General features: G+C 61.6%; 9 protein-coding genes. 4 read left to right on the top strand and 5 right to left on the bottom strand.

Annotated elements, in window-relative coordinates:
• Positions 1-60: 60 nt before the first annotated feature.
• A complete protein-coding gene (gene uvrA / locus QMX88_RS13780; protein WP_192174977.1) occupies positions 61-2,895 on the bottom strand; it encodes an excinuclease ABC subunit UvrA in 2,835 nt (944 codons plus the stop codon).
• 189 nt (positions 2,896-3,084) lie between these two features.
• On the opposite strand from uvrA, the gene QMX88_RS13775 reads away from it, so the two are divergent.
• Positions 3,085-4,479 carry an MFS transporter gene (locus tag QMX88_RS13775; protein ID WP_282370170.1) on the top strand — a complete coding sequence of 465 codons (1,395 nt, stop codon included), beginning with the start codon at positions 3,085-3,087 and terminating at the stop codon, positions 4,477-4,479.
• A 9-nt stretch (positions 4,480-4,488) separates the two neighbouring features.
• A complete protein-coding gene (locus tag QMX88_RS13770; RefSeq protein WP_037017756.1) occupies positions 4,489-5,028 on the top strand; it encodes a single-stranded DNA-binding protein in 540 nt (179 codons plus the stop codon).
• A 90-nt stretch (positions 5,029-5,118) separates the two neighbouring features.
• On the opposite strand, the gene QMX88_RS13765 is transcribed toward QMX88_RS13770, so the two are convergent.
• From QMX88_RS13765 to QMX88_RS13755, 3 genes are read right to left on the bottom strand one after another with little or no spacing between them, the layout of a single operon-like run.
• Entirely contained in the window at positions 5,119-5,598 is a 480-nt protein-coding gene (locus QMX88_RS13765) for a nuclear transport factor 2 family protein (protein WP_282370165.1), read from the bottom strand.
• 49 nt (positions 5,599-5,647) lie between these two features.
• On the bottom strand, positions 5,648-6,226 hold the full coding sequence (locus QMX88_RS13760) for a TetR/AcrR family transcriptional regulator (RefSeq protein WP_282370163.1): 579 nt from the start codon (positions 6,224-6,226) through the stop codon (positions 5,648-5,650).
• 57 nt (positions 6,227-6,283) lie between these two features.
• A complete protein-coding gene (locus QMX88_RS13755) occupies positions 6,284-8,638 on the bottom strand; it encodes an FdhF/YdeP family oxidoreductase (RefSeq protein WP_282370162.1) in 2,355 nt (784 codons plus the stop codon).
• On the opposite strand from QMX88_RS13755, the gene QMX88_RS13750 reads away from it, so the two are divergent.
• Both QMX88_RS13750 and QMX88_RS13745 read left to right on the top strand, forming a co-directional pair.
• Complete coding sequence (locus QMX88_RS13750) at positions 8,637-8,837, top strand: hypothetical protein (protein ID WP_282370161.1); 201 nt, start codon at positions 8,637-8,639, stop codon at positions 8,835-8,837. The genes QMX88_RS13755 and QMX88_RS13750 overlap by 2 nt on opposite strands.
• Positions 8,838-8,857: 20 nt before the next feature.
• Positions 8,858-11,020 carry a mechanosensitive ion channel family protein gene (locus tag QMX88_RS13745; protein WP_282370159.1) on the top strand — a complete coding sequence of 721 codons (2,163 nt, stop codon included), beginning with the start codon at positions 8,858-8,860 and terminating at the stop codon, positions 11,018-11,020.
• Positions 11,021-11,023: 3 nt separating this feature from the next.
• Here the strand turns inward: QMX88_RS13745 and QMX88_RS13740 are convergent, their stop codons facing one another.
• Positions 11,024-15,337: a DEAD/DEAH box helicase gene (locus QMX88_RS13740; RefSeq protein ID WP_282370157.1), complete on the bottom strand. Its 4,314-nt coding sequence runs from the start codon at positions 15,335-15,337 to the stop codon at positions 11,024-11,026.
• Between the last annotated feature and the right edge of the window lie 50 nt (positions 15,338-15,387).

The raw sequence follows: 15,387 nt of genomic DNA, 5'->3' as shown, positions 1-15,387 counted from the left end.
CGCTACAAAAAAAGCCCTTGCCGCATATTGCGACAAGGGCTTTTTGTTAAGGCCATGCAATCAGGCGCGATCGCGCTCCAGAAGCGGCTTCAGATAGTGGCCGGTGTAGGACTGTTTCATGTCCGCCACCTGCTCTGGCGTACCGGTCGCGATGATCTGCCCGCCTTTCGAACCCCCTTCAGGGCCCAGGTCGACCAGCCAGTCGGCGGTCTTGATCACATCCAGGTTGTGCTCGATCACAACAACCGTGTTGCCGTGGTCGCGAAGTCGATGCAATACATCCAGCAATTGCTGAATATCCGCGAAGTGCAGGCCGGTGGTGGGCTCGTCGAGGATGTACAGGGTCTTGCCGGTGTCACGCTTGGACAGCTCGCGCGACAGCTTCACCCGCTGCGCTTCACCACCAGAAAGCGTGGTCGCTGACTGGCCAAGTTTGATATAGGACAGCCCCACATCCATCAGCGTCTGCAGCTTCCGGGCAAGGGCAGGCACGGCGTCGAAAAATGTCCGCGCCTCCTCGATCGTCATTTCCAGGACCTCGTGGACGTTTTTGCCCTTGTACTTAACCTCAAGCGTCTCACGGTTGTATCGCTTGCTCTTGCACACATCGCAAGGAACGTAGATGTCAGGCAGAAAATGCATCTCAACCTTGATCAAGCCGTCGCCCTGGCACGCTTCGCAGCGACCACCCTTGACGTTGAAAGAGAATCGGCCAGGGCCGTAGCCACGAGACCTTGACTCGGGCACGCCGGCGAATAGCTCACGGATTGGCGTGAACAGCCCGGTATAGGTCGCAGGATTTGACCGTGGGGTACGCCCGATTGGGCTCTGGTCAATATCAACGACTTTATCCAGATGCTGCAGGCCATCAATGCTGTCGTGTGCCGAAGCCTCAAGCGTCGTTGCGCCATTGAGCGCAGTAGCGCTGAGAGGGAACAGCGTGTTGTTGATCAGCGTAGATTTGCCCGATCCCGATACACCGGTCACGCAGGTCAGCAAGCCGATTGGAATTTCCAGATCGACGTTGCGCAGGTTATTGCCACGCGCGCCTTTGAGTTTGAGCGAGAGCTTTTTATTGCGAGGCGTCCGCTTGGCAGGGACCGCGATCTTCACCCGGCCCGACAGGTATTTACCGGTCAGCGAGTCCGGATGATCCATCACCTCCTGTGGTGTGCCCTCCGCGACAATCTTGCCGCCATGCACGCCTGCGCCCGGCCCGATGTCGACCACGTAGTCGGCCAGTCGGATGGCGTCCTCGTCGTGCTCCACCACAATCACCGTGTTGCCGATGTCTCGCAGGTGCCGCAACGTGTCCAGCAGCCGATCGTTATCGCGCTGGTGCAAGCCGATTGAAGGCTCATCGAGGATGTACATCACGCCGACCAGGCCTGCACCGATCTGGCTGGCCAGACGAATCCGCTGCGCCTCGCCCCCGGAAAGCGTATCGGCGCTTCGATCCAGTGTCAGGTAGTCCAGCCCGACGTTAACGAGGAACTGCAGGCGCTCGCGAATTTCCTTGAGAATTTTGTCAGCGATTTCGCCGCGTCGCCCCGTGAGCTTCAGCTCACCAAAATAATTGGTTGCGTCGCCAATCGGCATGTTGGTGACGGCGGGAAGTGTCTTCTCGCCAACCCACACATGACGGGCCTCTCGGCGCAACCGCGTGCCACGACATTCGGGGCAGGGTTGGGTACTGAGAAACTTCGCCAGCTCCTCGCGAACCGTTGTCGATTCGGTTTCCCGGTACCGGCGCTCAAGATTCGGGACAATGCCTTCGAACGGGTGCGCACGTTTGACGATGTCGCCGCGGTCGTTCAGGTAGCGGAAATCAACGCTGTCCTTACCGCTGCCGCCCAGCAGGACCTTCTGCAAATCGGCCGGCAGTTCCTTGAACGGCACCTCCAGGCTGAAGCCGTAATGCTTCGCCAACGAGCCGAGCATCTGGAAGTAATAGACGTTTCGCCGGTCCCAGCCACGAATCGCGCCTTCCGCCAGCGTGAGCTCGCCATTGACAAGGCGCTTGGTGTCGAAAAACTGTTTCACGCCCAGCCCGTCGCAGGTTGGGCATGCGCCGGCGGGGTTGTTGAACGAAAACAGCTTTGGCTCAAGCTCGCTGATCGCATGGCCACAGATTGGGCAAGCGAATCGCGCGGAGAAAATGATCTCTTCGCCGGGCTCGTCGTCCATCGGCGCAACCAGCGCGATGCCGTCGGCCAGCTTCAGCGCGGTCTCGAAGGACTCAGCCAAGCGCTGTTGCAAGTCCGAGCGCACCTTGAAGCGGTCAACGACGACATCGATCGAGTGCTTCTTCTGTTTATCGAGCTTGGGAAGTTCGTCCAGCTCGCACAGCCGACCGTTCACCCGAGCGCGGACGAAACCCTGAGCGCGAAGCTCTTCGAAGACGGCCAAATGCTCGCCTTTGCGCTCCCGTACCACGGGGGCAAGCAGCATCAGTTTGGCGCCTTCCGGCTGGGCCAGGACCAGGTCGACCATCTGGCTGACGGTTTGCGCCTCCAGAGGAATGTCGTGATCCGGGCAACGCGGCTGCCCCACACGCGCATACAGCAGACGCAGGTAGTCGTAGATCTCGGTGATGGTGCCCACGGTCGAGCGCGGGTTATGGGACGTGGACTTCTGCTCGATGGAAATGGCCGGCGACAGGCCTTCGATCGTGTCGACGTCCGGCTTCTCCATCATCGACAGGAACTGACGCGCGTAGGCGGACAGCGACTCGACGTAGCGGCGCTGGCCCTCGGCGTAGAGCGTATCGAACGCAAGGGACGATTTTCCCGAGCCGGACAATCCGGTGATGACGATCAGCTTGTCGCGTGGAAGGGTCAGGTCGATGTTCTTCAGGTTGTGGGTTCGAGCCCCACGAATCAAGATCTTGTCCAAAGCTGGCCTCGCACGGCGGGCGTGTAAAACGTGGAAGTATACGGGGAAATACTGGATGGATACACACTGTTGAGGATCGCGCCGCCTCACCTGGAAAAAAGAAAATTCCTGCGATGCGCGGCAAACCGTCGTATGTGCTCTAAACGATGGGACTGGTAGAATCGCCGCCGGTTCATACGAGGTTCCTTCATGCACGATTCTCACAGCGAGCGCATGAGCGGCAGCGAAACCCGCGCCGCGGGCGGTCTGGCGCTGGTGTTCGCCTTCCGTATGCTTGGCATGTTCATGGTGCTGCCCGTCCTCGCCACTTACGGGATGGACCTTGCGGGCGCCAGCCCGGCACTCATCGGTCTGGCGATCGGCGCTTACGGCCTGACACAAGCGGTGCTGCAGATTCCGTTTGGCATTATTTCTGATCGCATCGGCCGTCGTCCCGTCATTTATCTGGGACTGATCGTGTTTGCGCTCGGCAGCGTGCTGGCCGCACAGTCGACCTCGATCTGGGGCGTGATCGCCGGTCGGGTTCTGCAAGGCGCGGGCGCTATCTCCGCTGCGGTCATGGCGTTACTGTCCGATCTGACCCGCGAGCAGCATCGCACCAAAGCCATGGCGATGATCGGCATGACCATTGGTGTGTCCTTCGCCGTTGCGATGGTGGTCGGCCCCATTCTCACCAGTGCATTCGGATTGTCCGGCCTGTTTCTGGCGACCGGCGCGATGGCGCTGGTGGGCGTGGCAATCGTCGCCTTCGTCGTGCCCAAGTCCACGGTAACCCTGCAGCACCGGGAGTCCGGTCTGGCGCGACAGGCATTGGGCGCGACGCTTCGTCATCCTGACCTGTTGCGTCTGGACCTGGGTATCTTCGCGTTGCACGCCATGCTGATGTCCAGTTTCGTGGCATTGCCGCTGGCGCTCGTCGAGAAAGCCGGCCTGCCCAAAGAGCAGCACTGGTGGGTGTATCTGACCGCACTGCTGATTTCTTTCTTCGCAATGATCCCTTTCATCATCTACGGCGAAAAGAAGCGTCAGATGAAGCGCGTGTTACTCGGCGCCGTACTGGTGCTGATGCTCACTGAGCTATTCTTCTGGGAGTTCGGCAACACGCTGCGAGCACTGGTCATCGGTACCGTGGTCTTTTTCACCGCATTCAATTTGCTCGAAGCGTCGCTGCCGTCGCTGATCAGCAAAGTGTCTCCGGCGGGCGGGAAGGGCACGGCGATGGGGATTTATTCCACCAGTCAGTTCCTGGGTTCGGCAGCGGGGGGCATCCTCGGTGGGTGGCTTTTCCAGCACGGCGGACTGGATGTGGTGTTCCTGGGAGGCGCCGGGCTGGCCGCCCTCTGGCTAACGTTTGCTGTTACCATGCGCGAACCTCCCTACGTAACCAGCCTTCGCTTGCCGTTGTCGCCCGAGGCTCAACGCGACACAGGCCTTGCCGATCGCGTGTTGGCCGTACGTGGAGTAACAGATGCAGTAGTGGTGGCCGACGAGGCTGCCATCTATATCAAATTTGACAAAGAACTGTTGGATCGGGCGTCTTTCGACGAAGTGGTCAATCCAGCGTCGGAAACGTGTGAAGCCTAGGAGAACGTTATGGCCCGTGGGGTAAACAAAGTCATATTGGTCGGCACATGCGGCCAGGATCCCGAAGTCCGCTACATGCCTAACGGTAATGCCGTGACCAACCTGAGTCTGGCGACAAGCGAACAGTGGACCGACAAGCAAACCGGTCAGAAGGTCGAGAAGACCGAATGGCACCGCGTATCGATGTTCGGCAAAGTCGCCGAAATCGCCGGCGAGTACCTGCGCAAGGGTTCGCAGGTTTACATCGAAGGCAAGCTGCAGACCCGCGAGTGGGAGAAAGACGGCATCAAGCGTTACACGACTGAAATCGTCGTCGACATGCAAGGCACCATGCAGTTGCTCGGTGGCCGTCCTCAGGGCGACGGCGCTCCTCAGGGCCAGGGCGGTGGCGGTTATCAGAACTCCCAGAACTCCGCGCCGCGTCCGCAACAGCAGGCCCGCCCGCAGCAGTCCGCTCCTCAGCCACAGCGCGAGTCGCGTCCCGCGCCGCAACAAGCGCCGCAGCCGGCACCGGATTTCGACAGCTTCGATGACGACATCCCGTTCTAAGCAGCGCGTTACCCAAACGCAATAACGCTGCAAACAAAAGCCCCCGCACAGCTCAGCTGTCGGGGGCTTTGTTTTGGGTCGCGCTGGAGATTACAAACCCAGATCCGACAATCCGGGATGATCGTCAGGGCGGCGTCCCAGCGGCCAGTGAAACTTACGATCCGCTTCCTTGATCGGCATGTCATTGATGCAGGCGAAACGCCGCGCCATCAAGCCGTCTTCATTGAATTCCCAATTCTCGTTGCCGTACGAACGGAACCAGTTGCCTGAATCGTCGTGCCATTCGTACGCGTAACGCACCGCGATGCGGTTATCAGTAAACGCCCAGAGCTCTTTGATCAGGCGATAGTCGAGCTCCTTGTTCCACTTGCGGATCAGGAAATTTTTCGCCTCTTCACGGTTCTCGGCGAAATCGGCGCGGTTGCGCCATTTGGTGTCGAGTGTGTAGGCCAGCGAAACCTTTTCAGCGTCCCGGCTGTTCCAGCCATCCTCAGCCAGGCGAACCTTCTCGATGGCGGATTCGCGGGTGAAAGGGGGAAGTGGCGGGCGAGTCTGGGCATTGGACGACATGGTGGACCTCCAGGCGGTGATGATTCGGTGGTGGGTGGGACGTTTAAGGCTAGGAACTGGAACGCAAACGCTGCTCCAGCATCAGTTGCGCAACCGCCTTGGCGTTTTCAGCAGCACTGTGGTCACCCATGACGCGGGCGACGGTGATCGCGCCGTCCATGAGGATGAGTAACTGCTTGGCCAAGGCGTGCGGATCGGCAATCCCAAGCTGTTCGCAGAGCTCCAGTGTGTAGTCCAGCAGCTTTTGTTTATGCAGTTTGGCGATCAGACGGATGGGGTCTTGCGGGTCGCCCACTTCACCTGCCGTGTTGATAAACGCGCAGCCGCGAAAGCCTTCGGACTCGAACCAGCCTTTGAGCACGTCAAACATATTCAGGATGCGCGCTTCAGGGCTGTCGGCCTTGTTTGATTCAGTCCGGAACCAGTCCATCCAGCGCACGTCACGGGCGTTGAGTGCAGCGGCGGCCACATCGTCTTTGGTGGCGAAATAGCGATAGATGCTTTTCCTCGCGACGCCCGACGTCTTCACCAGAAGGTCCATGCCGGTGGCCTGGATGCCGTTCTGATAAATGAGTTGCTCGGCAGTCGCGAGGATTTTCTCACGGGTGAGGTTCGTTGATATATTCATGACGCAGAAGGTAGAACGTACGTTCTCCTGCGTCAAGCCACTCATTCAAAAACAGGCTCAACGCACCTGATCGGACTCCGGCAGCGCACGTTTCAAATCGGCTGCGCTGGGTGAGGCCTTGGCCAGCGTAACGGGGATGGATTTGGCCGCAGGCACCTTGCTGCGTTCAGCGTGGTGCCACAACGGAACGAGTGGGTTGCACTCGGGGTAGTACGCTGCGCAGCAGTTTTCGGGGATGTCGTAAGCGATGATCTGCAGAGGCCCTACCGAACGCGTGACCTGCGGCTCGATGGCGGTGGTGACGTTGACCCAGTCTCCCGGTTTGAAGCCCATTCGCAGGACATCGTTACGGTTCATGAAGATGACCGCGCGGGTGCCGCTGACGCCACGGAAGCGATCTTCGTAGCCGTAGATCGTGGTGTTGAACTGGTCGTTGCTGCGCAGCGTCATCAGTTGCAGCACGTCGCGGCGAGTATGGTTCGGGTACACGTCATCGTCTTCTTCAAGCAGCTCGGGCGTAATGAACATTGCTCGACCGCTCTCGGTTTTCCACTCACGCTTCGCTGCGGCAATGGGGCGATGAAAACCGCCGGTTTCCCACATGCGGGTTTCCATGTCGTGGAAAATCTCGGGGTAGACCTGAGCGATGCCCTGACGAATCTGCGCGTAATCGCGGCGCCAGGCGTCCCAATCGATTTGAGTGGTCCCAGGTAACGTTGCCTCGGCGATGCCCGCGAGGATGGCGATTTCGGCGCGGAGATGGGCGCTGGCCGGTTCGCTATTACCCTGCCAGGCCCGCACGCAGCCGGTGCTGTCTTCAGTGGTATAGACCTGCTCGACGCCATTTTGCACATCCTTTTCGATGCGCCCGAGGCAGGGCAGGATCCACGCATTTTTCCCCGGAACCAGATGTGTGCGGTTCAGCTTGGTCGCGATCTGGACGTTCAGGTCCAACGTGTTCCAGGCCGGCTCCATGCGGGACGTGTCCGGGATCGCCCGCAGAAAATTCCCGCCGAGCCCGATGAATCCGCGCACGCTCCCGTCCAGCAGTCCTTCGCAGGTCTCAACGGTGTTCAAGCCTTTTTTCGACGGGACCGAGAAGCCATACAGCGCCTCAATTTTATCCACAGGAATTTTTTTCGGGTCTTCGGTAATGCCAACCGTGCGCTGCCCCTGCACATTGGAGTGACCCCGCACCGGGCAAATCCCGGCGCCGCGCTTGCCGATGTTGCCGCGCAGCAGGAGCAGATTCACCAGCATCTGTACGTTGGTCACCCCGCGCCGGTGTTGGGTGATGCCCATGCCGTAAACCAGCATCACGCGCTCGTGTCTGGCGTACACCGTCGCTACTGCCTCCAGCGCGCTACGGCTGAGGCCTGCCTGACGCTCGATGGTTTCCCACGGTGTTTCGAGCACGCAGTTGCAGAACTCGGCGAACCCTTCAGTGTGCTGGGCGATAAACGCCTGATCGATAATCCCGGGCTGACCCTTTGCCAGCGCCGCTTCATCCATTTCAAACAGCGACTTGGCGATGCCTAGCACAACCGCCGTGTCGCCACCGATTGCCAACTGATGGTATTGGGTGCTGATGACCGTCGACTTCGGCCCGAGCATTTCCACCGGGGACTGCGGATTGACGAAGCGTTCCAGGCCGCGCTCGCGGATCGGGTTGAACGTGATGATCGGCACGTCACGCTGCCGGGCTTCACGCAGTTGGTGCAGCATCCGCGGGCTGTTGCTGCCTACGTTCTGGCCGAAAAACAGGATGCAGTCGGTGTGCTCGAAGTCATCCAGCGTCACCGTTCCTACGGGTACCCCGATACTTTCCTGCAAGCCGACCGAGGTGCTCTCGTGGCACATGTTCGAGCTGTCGGGCAAATTGTTGTTGCCGTAGGCGCGGGCAATGAGCTGGTACATGAACGATGTTTCCAGCGAGGCCCGGCCCGATGCATAAAAAACCACGCTGTCGGGCGTCATGCTTTTCAGCTGCGCGCCAATGTCACGGTAGGCTTCCTCCCACGTGGTTTCCTGATAGCGATCGGTCGCTGCGTTGTACCGCATGGGGTGCGTGAGGCGGCCCTGTTGCTCAAGGTCGTAATCGGGCCACTGGCGCAGTTCGGTGAGCGTGTGCCGGGCGAAAAAGGCCGGGTCGGTCTTGCGCGACGTCAGCTCCCAGGCCGTGGCCTTCGCGCCGTTTTCGCAGAACTCCAGGCTGTGGGGTTTGCCGGGCTTGGCCCACGCGCAGCTGACGCAGGCGAATCCGCCCGGTTTGTTTTGCTTGATCAGCGGCAGCCCCGCTCGAATCGGCGCCTGCTCGCGCCAGAGAATCTCCATCACCGACTTTGCCGAGCCCCAGCCGCCGGCGGCAGACGTGTAGGGACGGAAATGAGCTTTGGGATGGATGAGCGACATGGAGTTGATCCTCGGCGGAGCGGGCGCACTGGAGACAGTCGCCCTCGTTAAGGCTACGACGAAGCGGCTCGGTAAAGGTTCGTTACATTTGCTGGCGGGCGGACCGTCAACGGCCAACATGACGATTGCGCCTAGGAAACGAACTTGCCGGATGAAATTCGATCAGTTCCAGAAGGCCTATTTTTCCACGGTTCCCTGACCGAAGGAGTGACTCGCGTTTTGCCGAATTTCAAACCCTTTCTGTTGCTGTGCCTGCTGTTAAGCGTTTTCAGCGTCAATGTTCAAGCCGCCGACGCCCCCGCCGCTGCCACTGCTCCCACTGCTGGCGCTGCCGCACCTGCCGACCCGGCGCCAGAGGATCCTGCCAAAGCGGAGATTCTGGTCAAAGGCGGATTGCTCGGCGCCATCAGTTCCAGCATCGACAGCGTGCAGGACAAGCTCGATGTAGATGGCCACTTGCTCGACTCCTGGCGCCTGCGCGCCGACCGAGCCGCTGACGAGATCGACGCGCTGGTCAACAAGCCGCAGTCGCGCTCCGCGTGGCGGATTGCCGGCGATTTCGTGATGCTGTCCCTGGTGTGGGCGGGCGCGTTCCTGCTGCTCAACCGAATCGGCGCGTTTCTGGTCTATCGGTTATCACGGCATCGGTTCCTGATTCGCCGCGATCGCGTGGTCGGTGTGCTGGGCTATGTGTTGCCTTACATGGTGCCGGCGCTGATCTGCCTGCCGCTGACGCTCTACGTCAGTCACTTCATGCCGACGTCGGTGGGGCGCGCGCTGGCGCTGTGTCTGGCGTACTCGACCAGCAGCGGGATTTTCTCCACATCCGTGCTGTTGTCGCTGATCGTGCTGTTCAATTCGGGCCACAAACGGCCGGCGGTGCGCATCATTCGTCACTACGCGCCGCACCCGTTGTTCATCATCGGCTTTCTCGCGGCGTTGAGCGACGCGCTGACCAGTCCGCAGATTGCCCGGCTGTTCGGCGGTAACGTGACCACCAGCATCGCCGCGTTTACCGGGCTGATGGCGTCGGTCATGTTTGGCATGGTCGTCATCCGCATGCGTCGGCCGATTGCGCATCTGATCCGCAACCGTTCCCTCGGCGCCCGGCTGGCGCGGCCCGCGGTGCAACAGACGCTGAAGATTTTCTCCAGCCTGTGGCACTTGCCGATCCTGCTGATGATTCTGGTCTCGGCGGTGAATCTGATCGGCGCCGGCGAAGGCAGCCAGGAAGCCTTGCGTTGCGCGTTGCTGACGACGGTCATGTTGATCGGCGCGGTGTTTCTCAGCACCTTGTTCCAGCACGTGTTCAAGCCCACCGAGGCGCGGACCGACAGTGTTTACAAGGAGCGTTTGCTGAGCCTGTTGCACGCAGTCATGCGTATTGCGCTGGCGATTGGCTTCATCGAGTTGCTGGGCCGGATCTGGGGTTTCTCGCTGTTTGAATTCGCCCAACGCAATGCGCTGGGCAAAGTGATCAGCGATTCGCTGAGCAGCATCGGTCTGATTCTGCTGGTGACCTGGCTGCTGTGGGTGGTGATGGATACAGCCATTCAGGAAGCCCTGAAGCCTCCGGCCAATGGACGTTCCGCGCGTCAGCCGAGCACGCGGGTGAAGACCATCCTGCCGCTGTTACGCAACGCGATGAAGATCATCCTGGTGGTGATCTGCACCATCACGACGATGGCGAACCTGGGCATCAACGTCGCGCCACTGCTGGCCGGTGCCGGGGTTGTCGGGCTGGCGATCGGTTTCGGTTCGCAGCAGTTGGTGCAGGACGTCATCACCGGGCTGTTCATCATCATCGAGGACACCATCTCCATCGGCGACTGGGTGGTGCTGGATTCGGGCCACGCCGGCACAGTCGAGAGCCTGACCATCCGCACCCTGCGTCTGCGCGACGGCAAGGGCTTCGTGCATTCGGTGCCGTTCGGACAGATCAAGGCCGTCACCAACCAGTCCCGGCAGTTCGCTTATGCGTTCTTCTCGTTCCAGTTCACTTACGACACGGACGTTGACGCGGCGACCTCGCTGATTCGTGAAGCGGGCCAGTCGATCAGCGACGATTTGCTGCTGGCGAGCAAACTGCAGGGGCCGCTGGAGGTGTTCGGGCTGGACCGCATGGACATGAACGGCATTGTCATCACGGCGCAGTTCCGCACCTCTTCGGGTGGGCAGTACGCGGTGAGCCGTGCATTCAACGACCGGCTCAAGCGTCTTGTGGATAAGTCGGCTGAGGTGCGATTCGCGCAAACTTATCCACAACTGGTGATGAGCCCGCACAATCGTCAGGCACCTGAGGGGGAAGAGGGCGCTGAGCAACAAGCGCTGCCCGGCAAGACATCGGTGGTGAACAAGGACGGGTCCGAAAGCCCGGCTTGAGATCTACCGGAACAGCCGATCACGCACCTGCAACATCAGCGCCTCATCCACCTCGCCCCAGTACTGGGGCTTGCCGGCGATGATGGCGGCGATGGGAATGCCGTCGCGGTAAACCAGCTTGTTGCCGACAATCGCCGGGACTTTCGCGCCGGGCAGCAGCGTCCCGGCGAGGTTGAGCGGGTCGACCCCGCTGACGGCAATCAAGCTGCCGTCCAGCGGGCGGTTGCGGACTTCGCGCAACAACGGGATGGCTTCGGGCAGCGCGAATTGCTCACCGGCCAGGCCGGCAACGAAGCGCCCGCCGCGAATCTCTCCGCGAGCTTCAAGCCGATGGAACGTGCGCAGCAACTCGCGCCACGTCGGCAGCCAGTCCGCCTCGCGCTCCAACAGGCGCCAGAACACCACGCCGTATCGACGCAGCAAGGTCATGGCGACATGCTCCAGCGTGTCGCTGTCGATCCTTTGCGACGCGCCTTCTTCCTTCGCCGGCGCGCGACGCAACAACGCCCAGCGCCCGGCATCGTCCATGCCGCCAATGAACGCGCCGCGATTACGTCGACTGGTGTGGCTGGCGCGTTTGCTTGCCGGCGTGATCAGCGCGCGCAGCCCGGCGAAGCTGTCGGCATTGACCAGCCCGGCGCCCACCAATTCCTGCAGCGCCGTTTCCAGTTCAGCCCGCAGCAAGTGAGCTTCGGAGGTCAGCTCATCGAAAAACATCGCGCCCTGGCTCGACAACACTTCATGAACCTTCTGCGCGCGCAGGGATAATTCGGTCGGCGCCGGCTGTTCGGTCAGCCCGGTCCACAGGCGAACCTGCGGTCGCGGCAGCAGCACAATCGGTGTACTGCGCAACGCAGCGCTGCCGACCTTGTTGCGGCTGGTCAGACGCATCCACACCACCTTGCCGGACCGACACAGGTCATCCAGCCAGATCGATGAATAGTCTTTCAAGCGCGCCGGAAGCAGATCACTGTCCCACGCGCCTGCGGCTGACGAAAAACCCTCCAGTTGCGCGACGACTTCCGGCAGCGCGGCTTTGCCCTGACTCTGGGTCGTGGCGGACAGATGCTGCCAATCGAACAGAAAGCGGGTGAAGTCCTGCAGCGACACCGGCTCGATTTCCCGGCGCAGGCGTTTGACCGTATACCGGTGGATACGCGACAGCAGATGCCGCTCGCACCATTGCTCCTCACTCGCGTCAGGGTTGAACTGGCCGCGCAGCACATAACCTTCGCTCTCCAGCTGGGCCAGCGCCTGTGCGACTTCGCTGTGCGTCAGCGCCAACGGCTCGGCAATGGCAGGCACCGTGAGCGGGCCGAAGCCTCCAAGCCGCGCCCGCACGATTTCGACGCGCGCTTCGTCCTCGCTCCAGGCTTCATCGAACCCGGCCAATGCCGCCAAGGGCGGGTGCATTTCGGCGGCGGGATAGATCGCCTGCAAACAGGTCAGCCGCTCCAGCGGAATCCACAGCGCCTGCTCCGGGGTGACCTGCAAGCGCGTGCCCCGGCCTGAGCGGGCCAGGCTCTCCAGCCATTTCATCCAGTCGCCGTGCTCGCGGGCCTCAACGCCGGTGATGCAGCCCAGGGTCATCAGCGCCTCGTGCATTTCATCCACATTTTGCGGCTGCGGCCAGGCTTCATCGGCCACCGCTTTGATCGCATCGACATCCAGCGCGCCGAGATCGTCGGTGGACTCCGGATCGCTCCAGCGCCGATTGAGCACCGCCTGGGTGCGACGTTCTTCCAGCGGCGCGTTGTCGAGAAACGCATACGGCTTGGCGTTGAGAATTTCCGCTGCGAGGGGAGAGGGCGCGGGCAGATCGCGACTGAACAGGCGCACCTCGCCGTTTTCCATGCGCCGCAGCAGTTTCAGCCAGCCTTCGGCGTCCATGGCTTCGTGCAGGCAATCGTCCAGGGTCTGCTCGATCAGCGGATGCTCCGGCACCTCCCGCTCGCCCACCAGATTTTCCAGGCAGGCGATTTGGTCCGGAAACACCGTGGCGATCAGGTCATCGCTCTTGATCCGCTGCAGCTGCGGCGCCACTTTTCGCCCGCCGGTGTAACGCGGCAGGGCCAGTGCGACACCGGCGTTCCAGCGCCAGCGCACGCCGAACAGCGGCGCATCCAGCACTGCCTGAATCAGTAAATGCTCGGCAGTGGCGGAGTTGAGATAACGCCAGACTTCATCGAGCGCAAAACTGTGCGCCGTGGACAGCGACAGCACGATGGCGTCCTCGCTGGCGGCGGCTTGCAGCTCGAAGTTGAAGGTGCGGCAGAAGCGCTTGCGCAGCGCCAGGCCCCACGCGCGATTGACCCGGCTGCCGAACGGGGAGTGAATCACCAGTTGCGTGCCGCCGGACTGATCGAAAAAGCGCTCAATGACCAGCGTGTCCTGTGACGGCAGCGCACCCAGGGCCGAGTGCGCGCGGGCGAGGTATTCAATGATCTGCTCGGCGCTCGCGAGATCCAGGCCCAGGCTTTTCATCAGCCAGTCGGTGCAGGCCAGAAGGTTGCCGGGATGGGCGCTGAGCTGCTCATCGATATCGGCCTGCAAACGTGCGACGGCGAAAGACAATTCATCGCTGCGCCCCGGCGCCTCACCCATCCAGAACGGAATGTTCGGCGGCATGCCGTGGGCGTCCTCGACCCGCACGCGGCCGGACTCGATCCGCAGAATCCGGTAGGACGTGTTGCCCAGCTGGAAGATGTCACCCGCCGCGCTTTCCACGGCGAAGTCTTCGTTGACGGTGCCGATGTTGAGCGCCTGGGGTTCGAGGACCACGCTGTAATCGGCGTTGTCCGGAATCGTGCCGCCGCTGGTGACCGCCGTGAGTTTGCTGCCGCGCCGACCACGCAACGTGCGGGTTACCGCGTCGCGATGCAGGTACGCCGCGCGCACGCCCTGACGCCCGCTGTAACCCTCGGCGAGCATGCTGAGCAGCGCCTGATAATGGGTTTCGTCGACTTCGGCGTAGGGCGAGGCCTTGCGGAACAGCGCCAGCAGGTCCTGCTCCTGCCATTCCTGACAACTGACCTCGGCAATGATCTGCTGCGCCAGCACATCCAGCGGCGCCTTGGGAATGACCAGCGTGTCGAGCTCGCCGCGACGCACACAATCCAGCAGCGCCGCGCACTCGATCAAATCATCCCGAGACACCGCAAACAGCCGCCCCTTGGGAGTACCGCCAACGTGGTGGCCGGAACGACCGACGCGCTGCAAAAAGGAAGCGATGGAACGGGGCGAACTGATCTGGCAAACCAGATCGACGTCACCGATATCAATCCCCAGCTCCAGCGAGGCCGTGGCGATCAACACCTGCAGGTCACCGCGCTTGAGGCGCTGCTCGGCGTCGAGCCGTTGCTCTTTTGCCATGCTGCCGTGGTGGGCGGCGACCGCCTCTTTGCCCAGTCGCTCACTCAGATGCCGCGCCATGCGCTCAGCCAGCCGCCGGGTGTTGACGAAGATGAGAGTGGTGCGGTGTTCGCGCGCCAGCACCGCGAGCCGGTCATAGACCAGTTGCCAGACGTCACTGGACATGACGGCGCTCAAGGCAACCGGCGGCACTTCGATGGCCAGATCCCGAGGACGCGCGTGGCCGATGTCAACGATGGCGCAGGGACGGCTGATCGGATCGCTGCCGACCAGAAAACGTGATACGCGCTCGATGGGTTTCTGCGTCGCCGACAGCCCGATGCGCAGCAGCGGTTCTGCACACAGCGCCTGCAAACGCTCCAGCGTGAGGGCGAGATGGCTGCCACGCTTGCCGGCCGCGATCGCGTGAATCTCATCGACGATGACGGTCTGCGTGCTCGACAACATGCGCCGACCGGAGTCGGAGCCCAGCAGCACGTACAGCGACTCCGGCGTCGTGACCAAGATATTCGGCGCGGTTTTACGCATGGCCGTGCGTTCTTTCTGCGGCGTATCACCAGTGCGCACGGCGGTGGTGATGCGCAGCCCCGGCAGGCCTTGCTGAATCAGTTGATCGGTGATGCCCGCCAACGGATTCTGCAGGTTGATCTGGATGTCGTTGGACAGCGCTTTCAGGGGCGAGACGTAGACCACGAAGGTCTCATTCGGCAGCTCGCCGCCGTGCTCCAGCCCTTGATGCACCAGATCATCGATGACTGCCAGAAACGCCGTCAGGGTTTTCCCGGAACCGGTGGGCGCGGCGATCAACGTGGACTGGCGGCCCTTGATCAACGGCCACGCCTGGGCCTGGGCCGCAGTAATGGCCGGGAACGTGGAGCGAAACCACGCGCTGACCGCCGGATGAAAGGCGTCGAGCACCGGGTCGGGTGTCTGGGGAAGGTTCATGCGCAATTAATGCGGGCGCCGGCGGGTAGATGCAAGGGTCAGATGCTCAG

It is taken from the genome of Pseudomonas sp. PS02290 (assembly GCF_029960075.1).
GTDB lineage: Bacteria > Pseudomonadota > Gammaproteobacteria > Pseudomonadales > Pseudomonadaceae > Aquipseudomonas.
The sequence above is the reverse complement of the archived record's forward strand: the minus strand, read 5'-3'. Positions and strand labels throughout refer to the sequence as shown.

Bases quoted from the DNA above. Each gene is read 5' to 3' on its own strand.
- QMX88_RS13770 (WP_037017756.1), top strand. From the start codon at position 4,489: ATGGCCCGTGGGGTAAACAAAGTCATATTGGTCGGCACATGCGGCCAG.
- QMX88_RS13760 (WP_282370163.1), bottom strand. From the start codon at position 6,226: ATGAATATATCAACGAACCTCACCCGTGAGAAAATCCTCGCGACTGCC.
- QMX88_RS13775 (WP_282370170.1), top strand. From the start codon at position 3,085: ATGCACGATTCTCACAGCGAGCGCATGAGCGGCAGCGAAACCCGCGCC.
- QMX88_RS13750 (WP_282370161.1), top strand. From the start codon at position 8,637: ATGGAGTTGATCCTCGGCGGAGCGGGCGCACTGGAGACAGTCGCCCTC.
- QMX88_RS13755 (WP_282370162.1), bottom strand. From the start codon at position 8,638: ATGTCGCTCATCCATCCCAAAGCTCATTTCCGTCCCTACACGTCTGCC.
- QMX88_RS13765 (WP_282370165.1), bottom strand. From the start codon at position 5,598: ATGTCGTCCAATGCCCAGACTCGCCCGCCACTTCCCCCTTTCACCCGC.
- QMX88_RS13740 (WP_282370157.1), bottom strand. From the start codon at position 15,337: ATGAACCTTCCCCAGACACCCGACCCGGTGCTCGACGCCTTTCATCCG.